The organism is Inquilinus sp. KBS0705 (assembly GCA_005938025.2).
In the GTDB taxonomy this organism is placed as follows: Bacteria; Bacteroidota; Bacteroidia; order Sphingobacteriales; family Sphingobacteriaceae; genus Mucilaginibacter.
Map to the genome: position 1 here is coordinate 716,745 of VCCI02000001.1, position 21,785 is coordinate 738,529.

At 40.8% G+C, this 21,785-nt stretch carries 11 protein-coding genes; 4 read left to right on the plus strand and 7 right to left on the minus strand.

Annotation, left to right across the window (positions count from 1 at the left end; genetic code table 11):
* Positions 1–153 precede the first annotated feature (153 nt).
* Entirely contained in the window at positions 154–1,023 is an 870-nt protein-coding gene (locus tag FFF34_003330; GenBank protein TSD66450.1) for an AraC family transcriptional regulator, read from the plus strand.
* 8 nt (positions 1,024–1,031) lie between these two features.
* On the opposite strand, the gene FFF34_003335 is transcribed toward FFF34_003330, so the two are convergent.
* A complete protein-coding gene (locus FFF34_003335) occupies positions 1,032–2,123 on the minus strand; it encodes a FecR family protein (GenBank protein TSD66451.1) in 1,092 nt (363 codons plus the stop codon).
* 391 nt (positions 2,124–2,514) lie between these two features.
* Here FFF34_003335 and FFF34_003340 point away from each other — a divergent pair, with 391 nt between their 5' ends.
* The gene (locus FFF34_003340; GenBank protein TSD66452.1) at positions 2,515–5,181 is read left to right on the plus strand and encodes a glycosyl hydrolase; all 2,667 of its coding nucleotides are present in this window, start codon (positions 2,515–2,517) and stop codon (positions 5,179–5,181) included.
* A gap of 1 nt (position 5,182) precedes the next feature.
* On the opposite strand, the gene FFF34_003345 is transcribed toward FFF34_003340, so the two are convergent.
* The 6 genes from FFF34_003345 to FFF34_003370 all read right to left on the minus strand — a co-directional run bounded on the left by FFF34_003345 (position 5,183) and on the right by FFF34_003370 (position 17,761).
* The gene (locus FFF34_003345) at positions 5,183–6,739 is read right to left on the minus strand and encodes a VCBS repeat-containing protein (GenBank protein TSD66453.1); all 1,557 of its coding nucleotides are present in this window, start codon (positions 6,737–6,739) and stop codon (positions 5,183–5,185) included.
* Positions 6,740–7,118: 379 nt separating this feature from the next.
* The gene (locus tag FFF34_003350) at positions 7,119–8,474 is read right to left on the minus strand and encodes a vanadium-dependent haloperoxidase (GenBank protein TSD66454.1); all 1,356 of its coding nucleotides are present in this window, start codon (positions 8,472–8,474) and stop codon (positions 7,119–7,121) included.
* The gene (locus FFF34_003355; protein ID TSD66455.1) at positions 8,474–11,695 is read right to left on the minus strand and encodes an RNA-binding protein; all 3,222 of its coding nucleotides are present in this window, start codon (positions 11,693–11,695) and stop codon (positions 8,474–8,476) included. The genes FFF34_003350 and FFF34_003355 overlap by 1 nt, the downstream gene beginning before the upstream one ends.
* Before the next feature lie 242 nt (positions 11,696–11,937).
* Positions 11,938–13,533: a SusD/RagB family nutrient-binding outer membrane lipoprotein gene (locus FFF34_003360; GenBank protein TSD66456.1), complete on the minus strand. Its 1,596-nt coding sequence runs from the start codon at positions 13,531–13,533 to the stop codon at positions 11,938–11,940.
* Between the two features lie 5 nt (positions 13,534–13,538).
* Entirely contained in the window at positions 13,539–16,676 is a 3,138-nt protein-coding gene (locus tag FFF34_003365) for a SusC/RagA family TonB-linked outer membrane protein (GenBank protein ID TSD67947.1), read from the minus strand.
* A gap of 440 nt (positions 16,677–17,116) precedes the next feature.
* Positions 17,117–17,761, minus strand: a complete 645-nt coding sequence (locus FFF34_003370; GenBank protein ID TSD66457.1) for an RNA polymerase sigma-70 factor — start codon at positions 17,759–17,761, stop codon at positions 17,117–17,119.
* A gap of 175 nt (positions 17,762–17,936) precedes the next feature.
* Between FFF34_003370 and FFF34_003375 the strand changes: the two genes are divergently transcribed.
* Both FFF34_003375 and FFF34_003380 read left to right on the plus strand, forming a co-directional pair.
* Positions 17,937–19,373, plus strand: coding sequence for an alpha-L-fucosidase (locus FFF34_003375; protein TSD67948.1), 1,437 nt, complete (start codon positions 17,937–17,939; stop codon positions 19,371–19,373).
* Positions 19,374–19,464: 91 nt separating this feature from the next.
* A complete protein-coding gene (locus FFF34_003380) occupies positions 19,465–21,765 on the plus strand; it encodes a family 20 glycosylhydrolase (GenBank protein ID TSD66458.1) in 2,301 nt (766 codons plus the stop codon).
* Positions 21,766–21,785 lie beyond the last annotated feature (20 nt).

Below are 21,785 nucleotides of genomic sequence, written 5' to 3' on the forward strand. Positions count from 1 at the left end.
ACAGTTATTATGCGCTTGTAAAATATCTTATATACAAATAAACTAATTAGCAGCTGCTTAAAACTCAACGTTTTTATCATAGTATTAAGTGATATTGGAAAAGATTTAAAGAAAATTTAAAAAGTTCCGATTTTTTAGCGTAATTAGTTATTAATGAAACCACAGTTACTAAAGTTATCACAAAACGTAATACATTCCTTTAGTGCACGCCGGGATATAATGCCCAATATCAATAACCGTTGGCATTATCACCCCGAATTAGAGCTGGTTTATTTTAAAAAGGGCTACGGCGAACAATTTGTTGGCGATAACATCAGCACTTTTACTAATGGCGATATTGTATTAATAGGCGCTAACCTGCCGCATTACTGGAAATTTGATGAAAGTTTTTTTAACAAAGAAGAAGGTATAACTGCCGACATCAGCGTGGTACATTTCGACCAGCATTTTTGGGGCGAAGCGTTCATCAACTTACCCGAAAATATTAATATTAAAAACGTGCTGGAATTGGCCAAACGAGGTATTAAAATTACCGACGCCAATCATCAGCAAATAGGCGGGCTGATTGAAAAAATACTGTCTGCAGAGGGCACCCGCAAAATTATCTTACTTATTGAAGCACTACTGGCAATTGGCGAATGTAACCAGGTTACAGAATTGGCTTCTATAGGCTTTAGCCATAATTTTCAGGAGCCTGAAGGTAACCGTATACAGGATATTTATAATTACTCTATCTCTAACTTTAAAAATAAGATAACATTAGATGAGATAGCAGCAGTAGCCAATATCAGCCCTAAATCTTTTTGCAAGTACTTTAAATCGCGAAGCCGTAAAACCTATTCGCGTTTTATTAACGAAATAAGGGTTGGCCATGCCTGTAAGCTGTTAATTGAGGATAAGCTGCATGTTAAAGAGATTTGTTACGAAAGCGGTTTTTACAATTTTGCCAGCTTCCATAAATACTTTAAACATATTACGGGTAAAAGCCCGCTGAGCTATCAAAAGACGTTTAAAGACTATTAGAGAAGATCCTAATAGATATAAACCGTTGATTTGGATATTTTATAATTGAATTTTTCTATCCGTTTTAATGCTTCTAATGCTTGTACAACGGTATCGTTTTCAAAAACACCTGTAAAACTATATTGCTTTGCAGCTTGGTTCTTAAACTCGATGTTTACGCCATACCATCTTTCCATTTTTACGGCCAGCACTTCAAAAGTATCGTTATTAAAAAAGAAACGGTTATTTAACCAGGCGGTCTCTGATACTGTACTATCGTTTTGATGCAAATAGGTAAGGGTAGTTAAAACATATTGGCTATCGGCCAGGCTACCGGCAGGTGCTTGTTTTATATTGGCGCTTTGTTTTGCAGTGCTGCTATTTTTAACAATTAACTTTTCGTTAGGCTTTAAAATAATACGGTCAGATGGCCTGTCGTTAAGCGTTACCTCTATAGCGCCCCTTATCAGGGTAGTTTCGCTTTCAGGTTCGTTCGGGTACGATTTTACGTTAAAAGCGGTACCTAAAACCTTTACGTTCATTTTAGCAGTATGTATAATAAAAGGGTGTGCATGGTCCTTTTTTACATCAAAATAAGCTTCGCCGGTTAAAGTTACCTCCCGTGTTGCGCCATCAAACTTAGCAGGGTATTTAAGCGTAGTATGCGAGTTTAGGGTAACCTTAGTACCATCGGTAAGTATAAGCACCGATTTTGCTCCGTTAATGGTTGTTTGCTGCTGCCAGTTATTTGCTGATAGGTCCTGATTCTGTTTACTTGTAAAGCGGTAAATAAAATACGAGAACGAGGTGACAAGTAATAAGCCGGCAGCTATGCGCCAAAAATAGAGTTGTTTTGTTGAACGGGCAGGGCTAATAAAAGGTAGTGCAGCATCGCTATCGGAGTCATCCAGCTTGCTTATTTTGTCTTTTATTTTTTGGAAGGCGATGGCATCATCAGTGTATTCATCGTCTTTATGATCCCAATACATACACAGTGCATCATATTGATGCTTGTAATCAACATTGTTGCTAATGGCATTTTTTAGTTCCGCACTTTCATTCTGACTGATATCACCGGAAAGATGTTTAGTAACCAGTTCAATAAATTTGTCGTTGCCCATCTCTCTGTTAATACTCCTGCTTTATAGTAAGGACAATATTTATATGAAAATACCTACAAGCCTTTAAAAAAAATATATAGCAACGCGCGGTGGCTGGCTATTATAATTGGTTAATAATTTACGTTGACTAATTTAAGATCTGATCTTTAGAAAATCAGCTATTATTTTATCAATTGGTAATACTAATTAAACACAATTGAAGCTAAAATCAAAATAAAACTTAAAGTATTGATTATAAAGTAGTAGAATGTAATTCAAAAAAGAATTTAGTTTGCTCTGTAGGCAATACATTGGCTATAATTGTCATTAAGGCGGTACCGCCTGTTATCATTGGGCATATAAAGCCGGGCGCTTTATTTAAATATATATTTTACGATCTACATCATATAGCATGATCAAAACTACTATCAAAATATTCAAGTCTTTTTCTATCCTGGCTGCAATCGCCCAAATCATCAGCACATCAGTGCAGGCACAAACCACTTATGAGCTAAATAGTGGTTGGAAATGCGCGCCTATAGCTAATGTAAAGGAAAGCAGCAGCCAGGTATCAAACAGTGCCTTTAGCACCACAAACTGGATGGATGCGGTAGTGCCTGGTACGGTGTTAACCAGCCTTGTGGCCCAAAACAAGTTTCCCGATCCGTTTTACGGCATGAATAACGAGCAGATACCCGATATTTATAAAACCGGAAGCGATTATTATACCTATTGGTTCACAACAAATTTTAAACAAGCCATCCCTGGGGATGGCAAGCAGGTTTACATCAACTTTAGGGGTGTAAACTACAGCTATAATGTATTTTTAAACGGGCATAAGCTAAATGCCGAACTTTGCACAGGCATGTTTTTCCGCCGGTCCTTTAATATAACAAACTGGCTGGCTAAAAATGGTAATAACCGGCTTGCAGTAATTGTTTACCCGCCAACTGTAGTAGGTAACCCCAATGGCGGGCAGGGTGGCGATGGTACTATAGCCAAAAACGTAGGCCTGCAATATACCGCGGGATGGGACTGGATACAACCCGTGCGCGACAGAAATACCGGTATATGGGATAAAGTAACTATACAAACAACCGGCGCGGTACGTATTACAAACCCGCAAGTGGTTACGCTGGTGCCGGGTATTCGCCAACCCGAGGGGCTGCAACAGCCAGCTACGATACAGGTATCGGCCGAGTTGCAAAATGCAACGGCATCACCGGTTGCGGGTGTGTTGCAATACATGCTTGATGGTAAAAAGATTTTTAAAAACGTTACCCTAAAACCAAACTCAACTACCGAGGTTAAACTGGACGATTACAGCCTGAAAAACCCTAAACTTTGGTGGCCCAATGGCTACGGGCCGCAAAACTTGTATAAGTTAAACATGCAATTTTTAGCCGGCGACAAAATATCAGACCAGCAAGATGTATCCGTAGGGGTAAGGCAGATAACAACAGAGTGGAATACCCGCACAGAAAGCAGACAAATAAACGTTAACGGGCAAAAAATATTTATTAAAGGCGGTAACTGGATCATATCTGACGAGATGCTGCGCTTTTCAAATGCGCGCTACAATGCCGAAGTAAGATTTCACCGCGACATGAACCTTAATTTAATAAGGGTTTGGGGTGGCGCATTAATAGAGCGCCCGGAATTTTACGAAGCCTGCGATAAATACGGCATGCTTGTTTTTCAGGATATGTGGGGATCGGGCGATTGTAATGGCCGGTGGTTAGACCCCATGAAACTGGAAGACCAATGGACCCGCCGCAAGTACCCGGATGACCATCAATTGTACATAGCATCTATAAAAGACCAGGTTAAAATGGTGCGTAATTATGCATCATTAGCCATTTGGTGCGGCGGTAACGAAATTACCCCACCCGAAGATATCCTTATCGCTTTAAAAGATTCGGTAATGCCTAAGCTGGATAATACCCGCTGGTTTATAGAATATTCTAACTCCGAAAACATGTCGCGCAATGTGCAGGGAGGCAATGGCGATGGGCCTTATGGTATACAGCCGCTATCCGTTTTTTGGAATGACCGTACTTTCCCATTTAATTCAGAAGTAGGCTCGGTGGGCGTAAGTGATTACGAATCGCTAAAAAGATTCATCCCTCAGCAAAATATGGTAGTGCCGGTTTTTGATGAAACTACCGGTAAAACTAAAGCCGACCCGGTTTGGGATTATCATAAATATATAGGGTACGATGCTTCAATAAATAAATATGGCAAAGCTAAAGATGTTGAGGATTTTGCCAATAAAGCGCAACTGGTAAACTACGACCAATACCGCGCGCTGATGGAAGGTTTTAGCTCGCACATGTGGGATTGGTACACCGGCACCATAATCTGGAAAACACAAAACCCGTGGACTGCTATGCGCGGGCAGATGTATGATTACTACCTTGACCCTAACGCCTGCTTGTATGGCTTGCACAACGGCAGCGAACCACTGCATATTATGTATAACCCTATAGATGGTATGGTAATGGTGGCCAACAATACCTTTAAACCAAAAACAAACATGATGCTGGTTGCCAAAACCTACGATATGGAAGGCAAAGAGCATTTAATTACACAAGTTTTTGTTGATGTAACAGCAACAACCACAAAAAGATATTTATCGATTAAAAAGGATATTGACGCCGTAGCTAAGGATAAAGGTGCTTTTGTGGTGCTTGAGCTTTTAGATGAGAGCAAGAAGTTGGTAAGCCAAAATATTTATTGGGTAGCTGATGAAAACGGTAACTACTCGGGTTTGCAAAAAATGGATAAAGCCGGGTTAAAGGTTAAAGCTGTTGATGCCGGCAACGGTAAAATTGAAGTAACGCTTACCAATAGCAATAATGGGCCGCTTGCATTTTTTAACCGCCTGTCGGTAGTTGATCCTGCTACGCAAAAGCGCATATTACCCGCCTTTTACAGCGATAACTATGTATCTGTTTTGCCCGGCGAAGAAAAGAAGGTTTCAATAGAATATACACCTGTAAAAGGTGCGGTTAAACCCGTGGTGAGCATACAAGGATGGAATGTAGCCGAAACACAAGTCAGTATAGGTACTAAATAATTTATTTACCGGGTTTGCAAAGTTGGTTTTGTAACAGGATAAGGCCATACTTTGCATTTCGCCATTGTTCGTCTAAAGATGGAGGAACAGCTCCGGGCGATTGTGCAAAGTTGCCTAACACAATATCCATGTCTCCATCGCCGTCAACATCGGCCTTAATCATTGTTAGCGATTTAACAGGCAGATCGCCGGATAATGTGCAGGACTTAAACTGGTAGGTTTTGCTATCGGTATTTTCAAGGTATATAAACGATTCGTTAAGCAATTTGCCAAAGTCGGGGAAGAAGGCCGAGGTTGCAAAATCAATATCGCCATCATTATCAAAATCTTCGGCCAATACGCGTGTAACACCGAATATGGGGTAAAAGAATTGTTCTTTAAAAACATCTTTACCCTGGTTAATTTGCAGCCTTATGCCATGGTAGGGTTTTAATATGTTCGAATAATCGGCGTTGTCGCCATGTACGGTAACAATATCGGTTAAGCCGTCGTGGTTGTAATCGGTTAAAACCATATCTGTGGTGCCATAATTGGGCGGGAAACGCAAAACCCTTTTAGCTTTAAATTTAAGGTTGTCTTTTTGGTATAGTATATAAACACTCTCATCACCCTGCGAAAACATGGTTATAATGTCTTTTTTCCCATCGCCATCCATATCTTTTATATAGCATTTAATGGCCCCGGCTAATGGTAACAATACGTCTTCGTTGTATTTAGCATTGGCATTAGCTTTTTTAAACAGCGACAGCGACCCTGTTTTATTGCCAAAATTGCATACCACTATTTCGGGTATACCATCGCCATTTAAATCATTAATAAGGCTATGTACCGGTCTGTGTAAATTCGTCAGCAGCGGTGTTTCGCCGGTATTGTTTAGCTGCGCGTAGGCACCGGTACTTAGCTCGGTAGGGTATAGTTTACCAATTTCTGTTAAATAGGTGTTATTATTAAAAAAGTTGAAATCAACCGCCGGGCTGGCTACGGTATAAGTTTTGGTTATTCCTTTATCGTATTGCCAATTGCTGACCTTTTTGTTAAAATCGCCTATCCATAGGGTTTTGGTTTGCCTGTTAAATTTTAACCCCGTTATTAATGATGGCGACTGATCGTCTATTTGTATATTTTGGCGCTTAAATAAAGTAAGCGGACTGTTACGGGTAAGTCGCTTTTCATCATAGGCAAGGCTATCGGGTGCGCTGTCAACTATGTAAGCTTCTAATTTACCCCAATCCTCTTTGCTGATAGTTGGGTTATCGGGGATGATATGTTTTTTATTAACTATAGTTCTTTCTTCATCCGATAACCCTCTAAGAGGATCATAATTGGGATAGATAATGCCCATGCGGCTGGCCATAATTGGCAGCACATGGTTTTGCCATACCTGTTTGGTTAAACTTTGCGGATCGGGCTGCATGTGGCACTGGTTACAGTATCTTAAGAATAAGACGTGCCCCTCATCGGTTGCCACACCTTTAGTGGTTTTTGGGGTAAATGAGTTAAGGCTAACAATTAGCGTAAGCGAAAAACAGGCCACTAAAATACCACCCCTTGTTTTCATAAAATCTACTATACATATAACTACGTGTTAACAGGAGATTTAGATGCTTGTTGGCAAAAATAAATAGGAGGGGTGATCGGGCCGTTTAGTAAGGCTCGGTAGGGTTGGCACCCTATCAAAATTGTTTCACGTTTCGGCTTTTAGGCAATGGGCTGTCCGGGTGGACACCTGCGGACTTAAAAAAAACTTTTTTTATTGGGATATTATTTTATATTAGTGGGTAAGGGGTAACAAAAAAAAACGAAAATTCTCCGCATGACCAACAAAAAAACGCAATAATTTATAGCCAATATTGCAAAGGAAACAGCCTATACGTGCTGCAAAGCCATTTTTTGACACGCAACGTCATTTTAATTAAACAGACCGGGAAAAGTCAAGTTTATTTTATGCCCGTTTGCCCTGTTATGATGGGTTGAACTTTAGCTGCCTTTAACTTTTTAACAATGTCGGCACCAACATCCCGGCCTTGCTTGTTGCCATTTTCTATAGCATCTTTAAAGTGAATCCCGCCATAAAACCGCGAAACCGATGCCTCCTCAGCAGCCTGTAAAAACGACTTAAAGCTACGTGGCCCAACGCCGTAAGGTATCTCGGTATCGTCGGTGTATTCAAAGTTATCTCCCAATAAATAGGATAATACCACCGCCGACGCGTTGGAAAGCACCGCATGCCCGCTTGGGTATTCAGGAAAGGGAGGTGTTTGCAGTAATGGTATCCACTTTACATCAATATAGCGGTTAATATAGGTTTCGGGCCGTATTCCGTTGCTGCGGTACTTTTCGTCCCAGCAGCTGATAAACGCATCCATCAAGGTAATTCCCTCCAGGGCCATCACCTGTACCGATCTATCGAAACCAAGGTTGGCTTTTTTTACCACAAGCGCTGCTATATTCATCCAGTGGCCACCCGGGCTAATCTTTTTAAAGCCTATCATCATATGGCCGGATGTGGTTACCGCAAAGGGGTTACAATCCCAAAACGATGCGATATTTATCTGCTCGTCTGATGGTTTTTTAGAAGTGGTATATACCTGGTAAGCCTGCTTATAAAATTCGCTGGTGGTATCTGTGCTAAAAGGGGTAGGCCTTACGGGTATAAATTGCTTTGACGAGTCTATCATCATGGGCCGTATGGTTTTCCAGTTGGGCTCCACCGCCTCAAAGTACATAGGTGGGGTAGGATACCAGTTTTGACCGCCTTTTACAGGCGTGTAGCGCAGTTTGCCGCTTAGGCGATTATAGTTGTCGCCTTTAGAATAATTGATCACCTTAGCGCTCATTTCTGTTGCTGCGGCAACCGATTGTTTAATCACCTCATCGCTGATCTTGTTCTTTTTTAACAACTCAATGTATTTATCTTCATCATCCTGCAACATAAAACCCGAAGGGAGCATTTGTTTGCCGGTTTCTAATATGCAATAAACGGCCGCAATACGGTAATCATAGGTAGCCGGGCTCACAGAAAGCGTGTTATCCTGATCATAGGTTTTTATAAAGCTTTTAAGCGGGATCATATCCTTGTTATGTAATGCTACCAGGTTATATGCCCCCAACATAAAGTAATTGTAATAGCGGGCGGCGGCGGGTGGGTTTACCACATCATGTATCATTACTGCCGAAACAGAATTTATAGCCTTGTCTAAAGCCAAATAATTGGGCAATGCGGCGTGTTTTTGTTGTGCATAGGCAAATTGCTGTGCAAATAAACAAGCTATAAGTAGTATCCTTTTGATCATTAGTTCTCTTTATAAAATTGTATAGCCTGGTTAGATACACCAAGCATCAAATATTTAATACTATTTACAGTGATCTCATTAGCCGATTTTACATCACCTTCTACGGATAAGCCCACTATTCCCTGGGTTTTATACTCAAATCCACCTTTGCCATCGCCGGTTAAAAGGCAGCCATAGTTAGCATCAAAGCTGCCCAACTTAAGCCTGTTATCGGCATGGTTGCCAAATAGCAGCAGGTCGGTTTTGCCATCATGGTTAAAATCGCCGGTAAGTATTTTTGATACCGATGAAAACTGCGCCTGTAAGGGCAGCACAGCCTTTACAAACTTGCCATTGCGGTTTAAAAAGCAGGTGGTTTGCGTTGTATTAATGCTTAATTTGCCTGCTTTAGCTAATTCATCCGCTGTAAAAATATCTTTCATGGTAGCATCGCAGTAAGCTTTGTACGACCTGAATTTTTTTCGCATCGGGAATATCTGATCATTCAACTCGTCCCTGCTGATGAAGGGATAGCTAACGCCTTGCACGTAAAAGTTAAAGAATGGATCGATAGAGCCATTGTTGTCAAAATCGGCATAATACAATTCGGCAGGTTCGGCATCGCTGGCGTGTATTTGGGTGTTGTTGCCCAGGTTGCCTGCAATTATATCCATTTTGCCATCACCATCTATATCTGCAATAGTTAGGCTGTTCCAAAAGCCGCTTTGGGGTTTCTCAAAGTAATCGCCGGTTTTGTCTATAAAGCCGCTTGTAGTATTAATGTATACCTGTATAGGCATAAATTCGCCACAAAGCACAAGGTCTTTACGGCCATCGTTATTTAAATCGAACCATTGCGCATCTGTTACCATACCGGCCTTGTTAAATGGCGCAGTGGTATTAGTAAAAGTGCCGTCACCATTATTAGTTAACAGGTAGCTATCCGGGGTGACAGGGTAAAGGCCGGGTATAATACGCCCCCCGACGAAAATATCCATTTTGCCATCGTTGTTGTAATCGCAGGGGCGCACACAGCCTTTGCTATCTGAATTTAACTTGCGCAAGGCTGTGCTCGAAAAAGCGAAGTTGCCTTTACCATCGTTTAAGTATAGCTTATCCTGCAGTTCCGGCGAATTGGCCTCCAATAGCCCATAACCGCCTTTTGCCAGATATAGATCGGGGTAACCGTCGCCATTAGCATCAAAAAACGCTGCAGCCGATGTATTTTCGGCATTAAGGTCTGAAAGTTCTTTAGTAGTATATGTGCCACTCTTGCCTTGTATATATAATTTACCAGGGGTGGATTGATCGCCGGATACAAAAAAATCTTCCAGGCCATCTTTGTTTATATCGGCTTTAGCTATTACAGGCCCTGTTTTCGAGCTCATGAACAGCATTAATGGCTGGCGTTTAAAATCGTTTATGGCATTTTCTGTATGCTTATAATCAACCAGCGGATCAACCTTACTAAACAGCTGATTTTTTATAGGGGGTGTGGTTAATTGTTTTGCCTTAGCTGTAGGTTTGTAAACAATATCCAATCGCTGGTTAGCATTTACGTTGGTCAATAACTGGGTACTATTGTCGGGCCAAACTACCTTTACAGAGTCAACTTGTTTCTGCTCACCCAACCCAAAGTTTAAAACCGTTGAAACGCATGATAAATACCCCCTGTTAGGGTTCATTTCCTGGTATTGTACCTTATTATCGGCATATACATATACCTTGGCACCTATGGCAATTAGTTTGCTGCCTTTTGTACTTAAATTAACCGCTAAATAGTTGGTATTTAACGTCTCCCTACTCATGTTTTTAAATACTGATGCGGGGTTGTTAATGTTGTTGGTAACAATGTCAAGGTCACCGTCATTATCCAGATCGGCGTATACCGCACCGCTTGATATACCTGGTTGGGTAATACCCCAATCCTGCTTTTTATCGGTAAAGGTAAGGTCGTGGTTGTTTTTAAATATATAGTTAGATAGGGTGGTAGATGGCATAGCTTGCACCAGGTCCATCAATAAAGCGGGCTCCCTATCCATTGCTTTTTTCATTTTATAATCGCCCCAATAGCGTAAAAAGTCTTTGTTGGTATAGTCGCGTAAATAGCCGTTGCTTATAAAAATATCCTTATAACCATCATTATCAAAGTCGGCAATAAGGGGGCACCAGCTCCAATCGGTATTAGATACACCTGCTAACTGGCCTATTTCGCTAAAAGTGCCATCGCCATTGTTTAGTTGCAGCATGTTGCGCATAAACTGCTTGTATAGGTTTTGGTTAAGCATCAGCTCAAACGATTCGTAATTTTCCTGTAGCTGCAACAGCTTTTGCCTGCGGTTATCGGGCGGCAACATGTCCAGGGTCATAATATCGGGCAAGCCATCATTATTAATGTCGGCGATATCAACCCCCATGGAGAATTGTGACAAATGGCGAAGCATTTTTTTCGATTCTTCGGTAAATGTGCCGTTACCGTTGTTAATATATATATAATCGGGTTCGTTGTAATCGTTAGTTACGTAAATATCTGGCAAGCCATCTTTGTTTATATCGGCTATGGCCACGCCCAAACCAAAAGTTAAGGGGTTTTGTATAATGCCTGCTTTTTTAGATACATCTACAAAATGATTGCCCTGGTTTTCAAATAGTTTATTACTGGCCAGTTCGTCGGTTTGGCCCTTAACCTGCGCCAGTTCGATATTGTTAATTTTTTTAATGTTATGGTTCAGCAGGAACATATCCATGCGGCCATCATTATTATAGTCAAAAAATACAGTTTGTGTGCTATATCCGGGGTCGTCTAAGCCGTATTGTTTAGCTTTTTCTTCGAATTTATTGTGGCCTTTGTTAATGTACAGCTCGTTACGGCGTTTATCGTTATCGCCCAGGCCAGAGTAGCAAATGTAAATATCAAGTAACCCGTCGCCATTTACATCGGCCATTGTAACACCGGTTTTCCAGGCACCCGGCCTTCCGGCTAAGCCTCGGTTAGCATCATTGGTAATATCTTTAAACTTTAGGCCACCCAGGTTTAGGTAAAGCTTGTTGCCAGCCATGTTGCCGGTAAAAAAAAGGTCCTGTAACCCATCATTGTTAACATCGCCAACCGCAACACCGCCGCCATTGTACAAGTACTCGTACGATAGTACATTCAGCTTCTCGTCTTCGCTAAGGTCGTTTCTGAAAGTGATATTTGTTTGTTGTGCGGGTAACAGGTTAAACAGCGGTTGTTGTGCCATTGCCGTGTTTTTACCAAGGTAAATTATACCAAGCGCAAGTACATTGATTTTAAGCCACTTTTTTACCGTGGGGTATAAGGTATACGGGCAATAATGCATTTAATTAGGGTTGTTTAGCAATTACGATAATAGTATAAAAATAGTTGTTTTTTGCCTGCTATATTACAGGGGCGCCTTTTATTTTAAACAAAAAAACAAGGCTATATACATAGCCTTGTTTTTTTAAATAGGGGTATTGTTTATTATTTATCCCACCATACACGGGCAGTAAATACATCACCACCTGTAAGCCTTTTAACAGCTTCGTTGTAATTGGCAGCGTTTGTTGAAGGTAAACCAAGTGGATACGGGATCCTGCGAGGTATAGAACCATCTGTAAACTGACCAATGTATTTAACAGGAGTTAAAACAGGGAATCCAGATCTTCTCCAGTTAGCCCAAGTTTCGTTGAAGTTGAATGTAGTTGAAGTTACTACATAGTACTCCATGTTAATTTGCTGTAAAGCAGTACCGGCAACTAAAGGATGCGCAGCAACATAGGTAGCTATTGTACCCGGCGCAACAGTACCGGCTGCATTAAACTGGCTGATGGTTTGAATATCAGCAGCAAGTGCATTTGCGTAGTGTGTAGCAGCAACACCTGTGTTCCAACCTCTGGCAGCAGCCTCAGCTAATAACAGTTCGCTTTCGCCGTAAGTTAATAGCATGTTTATACGGCTACGATCATCGTAAACCTCGAAACGAGGGCGAGAGTATTTGCCATCCGGAGCAGCAACATCGCCTGTTACAGCAGGATCTGCAGCTGTAGCACCAGGGTAACCAGGAGCTTTAGAAATATCAGTGCTGCCACCTTTAAGGTCGTAACCGTTAGGCATACCTACTTGCAGGTTGGCGGTATTGATACCGGCTGTTTGGGTTTCGTTAGCAGCTTTACCTGTACCGGCCGAAATTTCAGCAACTGCGCTAACACGAGGGTCGTTAGTTGATTGCAGGTAACCGATCAATACATTTGACCATCTTACTTCTCTGAAATCGTCTTTTACTAACAACGCGTTAACATCGCTATTGCTGTTACCGTTAGCTTCGTCGGCTTTTACTTTAGCATTATCATCAACTGACGACATTGTACCACCAGCATAAGCTTTTTCAGCATATTTCCTGGCAGTTGCAGGGTCAACTTTGGTAAGGCGCATTGCAGCTTTAAGCATTAACGAGTAACCCAGTTTTTTCCATTTAGTAATATCACCACCGTAAAACAGATCTGAAGATGGTTTATCTTTAGATGGGTCAAGTGCAGCTGTTGCAGCGTCAAGCTGGCTAAGCATTGATGTATATATACTTTGTTGTGTATCAAAAACAGGAGTTACTATACCTGATTTTGCCTGGCCTTCCTGTGAAAAAGGAATGTCACCGTATGCATCAGTAATACGTTGTAATATCATCATTCGCATAATGGTACCAACATTGTCAAGGTTTTTGTATTCAGCCTTGTCTTTGATCAGATTTTTCATCTCATCAACCAATGTAGCCGAACCAAAACTAGTGTTCCATGTGCGCTCTAAATAACCACGTCCGCTACCGGCGTACACATATTTATCACCATTACCATAGTAATCGTAAGTTGATGATAAGGATTGTACCCACATGCTTTGAAAAAGCAATTGGTCGTATCCGCTGTTCGAAAACTTTATCTGTGCCTGGGCAAGTAAAAAGTTTGGCGGAAATATGCCTGCGTTTACCTTGGTAGGGTCGGTGTTTATTTGATCAAAGTTTTTAGTACAACCCGCTATAAAGGTGGCACCTACAAGCAGGCAACTATATATAAGTCGTTTTTTCATCTTTGTTATTTTTTAAATTTAAAGTTTACATTTAACCCGTAAGTTCTAACAGCAGGTACGCTTGTACCTTCAATACCTGCATAGTTAATACCTGGAGCAAAGTTTGATTCCGGATCAATGTTATCAGTATGTTTCATAATTGTCCATAAGTTTCTGGCAACTAATGAAAGTGTTATTGAGCTAAATGGTGAGTTCAGGACAGTTGATTTTGGCAATGCATAACCAACAGTTACCTGGCGTAGTTTAATAAAGCTACCATCTAAAACGTTAACTGATGATATTGTACGGGCTAAGGTTTGGTAATAAGTTTGAGCAGGAACGTTAACGGTGTTTGCACCGCCGGCTTCTGTTACACCTACACCAACAACACCTGTTTCACGGCCTTCAAGCGTCATTTTGTTTAAACCGCGGAAGATGCTGTAATAGTTGGTTGCAGATAATACCTTGTTACCAAAACGGTAGTCAACCAGGAAAGACAGGTTAAAGTTTTTATAGCTGAAATCGTTATTCCAACCACCATAAAACTTAGGTATAACACTACCCATAGCTATACGGCCGGTAGCTTCGGGAAGGCCTTGTGCATCAAAAATGATGTTGCCGCTTCCGTCGCGTTTGTAATCATTAGCTAAAATTTGAGGACCTGCCATGCCTGCAATAAATGCAGTTGTAGCATTTAACGGGCGATAGGTGCCTAAACCAAGATTTGAGTTGGTAGCATCTGTTGATAAAACTTTATTTTGAACATAAGTAAAGTTGATAGAAGATGTCCAGTTGAAGTTGGCGGTCCTGAAAGGAGTGCCGTGTAACTCAACCTCTAAACCTTTGTTTTGAGTAGATGCAGTTGGGATGTAGTAATTAGTGTAACCGCTTGAGATATCAAGTGAACCTCTGATGATCTCATTTTTAGTTTTCTTAGTAAAATAAGTAACATCTAAACCAACACGGTCATTCAAGAATTTTAACGATGTACCAACTTCAAATTCGCTTAAAGTAAATGGTTTTAAGAAAATGTTTGGTAAGGTTCCATCAAAACTACCTGCGCTTGTACCATTAATTGAGTTTGCTACGCTGTAGTAAACCTGGTTGGCGTAAGTTGGCGCGCTGTTGCTTGTGTTAGCATATGATACGCGTAATTTACCAAAGTCTAAACCATTGATGTGGGTAAGCTCTGAGAATATAAAGCTACCAGATACAGATGGTGTAAATATACCACGGCCAACTGAACTTGATATACTGCTATATGCATCGTAACGACCGCTTGTGCTTAAAACTAAGTAGTTTTTGATGCCAAAATCAGCAGTGTAATACAATGAATTAGTTTGTAAGCTTGATACGTTTTGGTTTCCGCTATCTCTTGTTTTTCCGTTAGAAAGATCGTAGAAATAAGGGATGATGAAGTTGTTTGCGTTAACGTAAGTACCTGAAGAGTTACTTTTACGGATGTTACCACCCACAGACACATCAAGGTTTAACAGGTCTTTTACAAGATCGTGTTTAGCACCTAATAAAACGTCGGCGTTAAACTCGGTGATTTGTGTAGTTTGGGTTGACATGCCACCGTTGTTGCCGGTATAAGCAGTACCGGTAGGGGTGATACCTAAACGGCCATCGTGAATTTTGTCGTAACCTACACGGCCCTGAGCATAAGCCCATGGTGTGAAGCTATATTTAGCAGACATTGACGATATTAAACGCTCGCGTGTGGTGTTGGTTACAAAATTGTAAGCAGCAAAATACGGGTTGGTTACATATATATCATCAGTAAATGATTGCTCTAAGCCTGTTGGGCCAACACCTGGTTTAAGGATGCTTTGCGCCTCGTTAGGTGCTAAGAACTGTACGTTGTTAGGGTTACCAGGTCCATCGCTTAAGCCCGAGCGGTTTTTTGCGTTATCTAAAATGTAATTAGCTATCAGGTTAATATCCAGATTTTTAATTACTGTTTGAGAACCGTTAAAGTTGAAGGTTTTTCTGTTTAAACCACTGTTAGGTGTAATAGCGTGGTTGTTCAGGTCAGATAATGATAAACGGAAAGCACCTGTTTCGTTACCACCGGTTAATGAAATTGTGTTGGTAAAGGTGTTTCCAACTTTATAAAATTTGGTATAATCATCGCTTGTTTTTGAGTAAGCATAAGTTTTACCATCAAACTGGATAACTTGTGAGCCATCAAGCTTGGCACCCCATGCTAAGTTACCAGAACTTAATGCACCGGCTGCTGTAAGCGGTTTAGTACCATTTAAACCCTGGCCATATTCGGTTTGGAAATCGGTATTATCTACCACTCTATCCATTTGGTAGTTGCTGTTGTATTCAACACCAAAGCCCGAATTTTTCTTACCACCTTTAGTAGTGATCAAAATAACACCGTTTACAGCACGTGTACCGTAAAGAGCCGATGCAGACTGACCTTTTAATACGGTCATGGTCTCAATATCATCAGGGTTAATGTTGCTGATACCGTCACCAAAGTCGGCACCGCCCCACTCGCCAGATTGGCCTCTTTGTGTGTTATCCATAGGTACACCGTTTATTACAAATAACGGGCCGCCTGCAGTTGTACTGGTAACACCACGTAATAGTATACGCGCTGATGAACCAGGACCACCGTTTGTACCACTGATACTTAAACCAGCAACACGGCCTTGTAATGAGTAAGCAACGTTGGTTTCTTTAGCAGTGTTTAAAAGGTCGCCTTTAACTGTGGTTACGGCGTAACCTAATTTACGTTCGTCTTTCTTAATACCCAAGGCTGTTACTACAACCTCGTTAAGTTTGGTATTGCTAACTAAAGTAACCCTTAGCGGTTTACCGGTATAAGCAACTTCTTGTGTTGTAAAACCTACGTAGCTAAATACTAAAGTTGAATTTGCAGGAGCATCAATACTGAATTGGCCGTTTGTGTTTGTTTGTGCACCGGTTGAAGTACCTTTTACCAAAACACTAACACCAACCAGTGGTTCGCCATTTTCGTCTGTTACCAAACCGGTTATTGGCACCGCTGTTTTATTGAATTTTACAAATGCATTATTTGCAGGAGCCGCTATAGCTGGAGATTGCAAACTTGCAATTACCAAAAATGCCAGGGCTGTTTTAAGTATTGGCAGTGATTGTGACAGCCAATGCCTATTTCTTACACCCATTGGATGTTTAAAAAATTCCATATTTAATTAATTTAAAAGGGGTTAATTTCAAAATATCCGTATGCCGGTATTTTGCTTAAACAGTTTTAGTTTTTTTTAAGACACAGTTCCACCAGGTAACTATGCTTTGGGGAGGGGTTGGTATCTTTCTCTACATAGGCAACATTCAAATTTTTTTAATAATTGCTAATATTTTGTTAGGTGTAATTTGTAACAAGCCACGCGGGCGCATTACTGCTTCCTTGGTATGGACAATTAAAAAACTACAATTGCCTACACCATTTGTAAATATTATTTTAACAATTAGTACTTATAAGGATATTTTGTTGCAAATGCGGTAGTAAAGCAGCTATTAAAGTATGGCTTTAGGCTTTTTTGCAATATTTAAGTAAAAGCGGAACTTGATTTTTGGGTAGAAAGTTAAAAGCCAATAGAAGTTGTTAAAAAAACAACGGTATAGTAAAAAACATTGCAGTAATACCGGTAATTATTTTGCCGCTAAAGGTTGGGGTTCTTTTTTGGTCGGCATCTAACACAAGGCTAAGTTTTTTTAACGCTCTGAACAGTTGTGTTTGCACCGTTCTGGGCGATATGTCTAAAACCTCGGCAACCTCTTTATATTTCATGCCGTCTTCTTTTATCAATCTAAAAACTATGCGGCATTGCTGGGGTAGCGCGGCTATTGCTTTATCCAGTTTAAATATCAATTCTTTTTTCTCAAGTTCTTTTTGGGGATTGTATGTATTCACTAAGGCTACTTCGTCGGTATCATCAATTTGCACCAAATGGATGTTGGAGTATTTTTTTATATAATTTAAAGATTGGTTTTTTACCGCTATATAAAGATAAGTGGCGGGGTTAAGTATACCGGTAAGTTTTTGGCGGTTTTGCCAGCATTTAGTAAACAATTCTGATACAATATCTTCGGCCACCTCTTTTTGATGAACGTATAACATGCAAAATTTAATAAGCGGTTTATTAAGCGCGTAAAAAAGTTGCTCAAATGCTTTTATATCATCCTGGCTACAGGTTAGGTGCCATAATTCAGCGATATTAGCATTTTTGTTTCTCAAAGTATCCTTAATTAAAAAGGGCGTTAAAAATTAACATATATGTAACAATAATAGTACTTATAATGTAATATGCAAATGTTTAAGCGGCTATTTTTAAATAATTAAAAATGCTGTGTAGGCAAAATCGGCTAAAAAAATGTCTTATCTGATAACACTATAGCTTACTAATTAAAGGTTTTAAAAAATGATGAAAAGATACACTGCCTTATTGCTGCTAACGCTCAACCTATCTGTTTTGTATGCACAGCAACACCAGATGTCAAAAAATTACCAGGCGCCTGATGATGCATTGGTTAAGCAAAAGTTAGCTAACTGGCAGGATCTTAAATTTGGCCTTTTTATGCATTGGGGAACTTACAGCCAGTGGGGTGTAGTAGAAAGCTGGAGCATATGCCCGGAAGATGAAGGCTGGACACAACGCAAAGGCCCTTATGGTGCAACCTACAATGGTTACGTAAAAGCCTACGAAAATTTACAAACCACCTTTAACCCTACAAAGTTTAATCCCGAAAAATGGGTAGCAGCGGCTAAACTGGCCGGTATGAAATATGTGGTGTTTACCACCAAGCACCACGATGGCTTTAGTATGTTTGACACCAAGCAAACCGATTATAAAATAACATCGGCTAAAACGCCTTTTTCAACCAACCCGCGTAGTAATGTAACGAAAGAGATTTTTAACGCTTTTCGTAAAGAGAATTTTATGATAGGCGCCTATTTCTCTAAACCCGATTGGCATTCTGAATATTATTGGTGGCCATATTTCCCGCCTAAAGACAGGAATGTAAATTATGACCCTGCAAAATATCCCGAGAAATGGCAGCAGTTTAAAGATTTTACCTTTAACCAGATAAGTGAATTGATGACCGATTACGGCAAAGTAGATATACTTTGGTTAGATGGTGGATGGGTGCGCCCCAAAAGCACTATTGATACAGCTATTGATTGGCAGCGGGGCATAAAATTTAACCAGGATATTGATATGGAGAAAATTGCCACCATGGGCAGGGCTAAGCAGCCGGGCCTTATAGTGGTTGACCGTACCGTATCGGGTAAATTTGAAAATTATACTACGCCAGAGCAGCAAGTGCCCGAAACCCCACTTGACCACCCTTGGGAAACTTGCATAACTATGGGCGACTCATGGAGCTATGTGCCTAATGACCATTATAAAACCGCGCACCAAATTGTACAGCTATTGGTTAAGGTGGTATCGCGCGGCGGCAATTTGCTATTAAATATTGGCCCAGGGCCCGATGGCGATTGGGACCCGGTAGCTTATCAACGTTTAAGCGAGGTTAGTAAATGGATGCAAATAAATGGCGAAGGTATTTATGGTTCAAAGTCGGTTGCGCCATATTCATCGGGCAATATTTATTATACAAAAGCAAAAAGTAGCAATACTATATATGCCTTTTTAATGGCCGATGCCGATACCGTTAAATTTGATGATACAATTAGTATAAAACTGAACGATATAACTAAAGTTAAAAAAGTATCGTTGTTAGGCTTTAAGCAATCGCTTAAGTGGCAATTAAAAGGAGATGAATTGGTGGTTAAAATACCTGCATCAATTCAAAAAAGCCAAACCTACCAGGCGGCAACTTTTAAAATACAATATTAATTAACACAGTTAATTATACTTTACATTTGGGTGAGGGCTTTTGCCCTGGCCCAACAATACCATCAACCGAAAAACAAAAATTTATACATTAATGAAGTTATATAAGGCTGCCACACTGTCGCTTTTTTTAATAGCATTGGCGGGCACACAAGTTGTTGCTCAAACAGCAGATAATCGTTACCCCATCATCCCGTACCCAACAACGCTGGTACCGGCAAACGGCAGTTTTATAATTACTCCTGCTACTGTAATTGTATTGCCTGCGGGTGATAAGTTTGTAAAAGAAGCCGCTATACTTAATCAATTTTTTGAAAACAGCTTTGGCAAGCCATTAAAAAAAGGTGCAGCCACCGGGCATTTTATCAGGTTTAAATACGATGAAACAATAACTGCTGACGAAGGCTATAACTTAAGTATTACCACCTCGCAGTTAACCCTTTCGGCTAAAACGGCTACCGGTATATTTAGGGGGATACAAACTATAAGGCAATTACTGCCTGTAACTGCAGAGTTAGAAAGCAACCAGCCGTTGAAAAGCTTGTTAATACCCGCCGCTACCATACACGACGAACCGGCATACGCGTGGCGTGGTATGCATTTAGATGTATCAAGGCACTTTTTCTCGATAGCTTATCTCAAAAAGTTTATCAATGTAATGGCCTTGTATAAGTTCAATAAATTTCACCTGCATTTAACCGACGACCAGGGCTGGCGGGTAGAAATAAAGAAATATCCAAAATTAACCGAGAATGGCGCATGGCGTACATTTAACAACCAGGATACCATTTGTATGAACAAGGCGGTTGATAACCCCGACTTTATTATTGATAAACAACACATCATCACCAAAAATGGTAAAACCTTGTATGGCGGCTATTACACACAAGCGCAGTTAAAAGATCTGGTAGCTTATGCCGCTGCCCGACAGATAGATATCATACCCGAAATTGATATGCCCGGCCACATGATGGCTGCTATTAACGAGTACCCTTATTTAAGCTGCGATGGCAAAAGCGCGTTTGGTAAACTGTTTTCTACGCCTATATGTCCTTGCCTGCCATCTACTTTTCAGTTTGCGCAGGATGTGTATAGCGAAATAATGGACATTTTCCCCAGCAAATATCTGCACATAGGCGGCGACGAGGTAGACCAGTCGTTATGGGCAAAATCTGACGAGTGTAAAGCGCTGATGCAAAAAGAGGGTTTAAAAAATACCGCCGAACTGCAAAGCTACTTCATTAATAATATGGAGAAATTCTTTTACTCGCGAGGGCGTAAACTGATAGGCTGGGATGAGGTATTAGAGGGTGGCATAAGCAAAACCGCTGTAATAATGTACTGGCGCACATGGGTGCCTAAAGCACCCGTAGAGGCAGCTAAACACGGTAATAAAGTGATAATGACCCCCGGCAACCCTTTGTATTTTGACGCCATTCCTGATAAAAATTCTGTACCAACAGTGTACGATTTTAATATTATACCCAAAGGCTTAACAGATGACGAGGCTAACAACATCATAGGTGCCCAAGCAAACATCTGGACAGAATATATCCCATCTGAAAAACGTGCCGATTACATGTACATGCCCCGCATGACCGCACTGGCTGAAGTACTATGGACCCATAAAAAGGATTACACTTCTTATCAGCAACGCCTTACCCAACAATACAACAGGCTCGATATTTTAAATGTGCATTATCGCCTGCCCGATCTGTCGGGATTCTTATCATCTAACGTATTCACCTATCAGGATACGCTTGTAGTTAAAAAGCCCTTGCCAGGTTTAACTATACGGTATACCACAAATGGCACCCTGCCAAACAGCAGATCGGTAGTTTTAAGCAAGCCGTTGATTATTAACCAGTCGCAACAAATACGTTTGGCGGCGTTTAAATCAGATGGCTCAATGGGCGATGTATACGACCTGCAGTATCAAAAGCAAACCCTTGCCGAACCCGAAACGGGTAAACAGGTAAGTGATGGCTTAGTAGTTAAACAATATGCACAGTTTTATAAAAACACCCTGGCTATACCCGATACCAAACCCGATGGCGAGTTTAAGGTAAATAGTATAGAAGTGCCCAAAGAAGCCGAAGCGCCAAGCTTCGCGCTTAAATATCGCGGTTACTTGGATATACCTGCAGATGGTATATATAGCTTTTATTTAACTTGTGATGACGGCGGTACCCTTAAAATAGCTAATCGCGAGGTAGTGAATAACGACGGCCTGCACTCTGCCATCGAAAAAAATGGGCAGGTGGCATTAAAAAAGGGTTTGCAACCCATTGCCTTGGATTTTATTGAGGGAGGCGGTGGCTACTCGCTTAAATTAAAGTATAGCGTAAATGGTTCTGAGCCGAAGGATATACCATCAAACTGGCTAAAGAACTAAGCGGGGTGTTAAAAAGATAA

Coding starts and splice junctions, on each gene's coding strand:
- FFF34_003330 (TSD66450.1), top strand. CDS start 154: ATGAAACCACAGTTACTAAAGTTATCACAAAACGTAATACATTCCTTT.
- FFF34_003335 (TSD66451.1), bottom strand. CDS start 2,123: ATGGGCAACGACAAATTTATTGAACTGGTTACTAAACATCTTTCCGGT.
- FFF34_003340 (TSD66452.1), top strand. CDS start 2,515: ATGATCAAAACTACTATCAAAATATTCAAGTCTTTTTCTATCCTGGCT.
- FFF34_003345 (TSD66453.1), bottom strand. CDS start 6,739: ATGAAAACAAGGGGTGGTATTTTAGTGGCCTGTTTTTCGCTTACGCTA.
- FFF34_003350 (TSD66454.1), bottom strand. CDS start 8,474: ATGATCAAAAGGATACTACTTATAGCTTGTTTATTTGCACAGCAATTT.
- FFF34_003355 (TSD66455.1), bottom strand. CDS start 11,695: ATGGCACAACAACCGCTGTTTAACCTGTTACCCGCACAACAAACAAAT.
- FFF34_003360 (TSD66456.1), bottom strand. CDS start 13,533: ATGAAAAAACGACTTATATATAGTTGCCTGCTTGTAGGTGCCACCTTT.
- FFF34_003365 (TSD67947.1), bottom strand. CDS start 16,676: ATGGGTGTAAGAAATAGGCATTGGCTGTCACAATCACTGCCAATACTT.
- FFF34_003375 (TSD67948.1), top strand. CDS start 17,937: ATGAAAAGATACACTGCCTTATTGCTGCTAACGCTCAACCTATCTGTT.
- FFF34_003380 (TSD66458.1), top strand. CDS start 19,465: ATGAAGTTATATAAGGCTGCCACACTGTCGCTTTTTTTAATAGCATTG.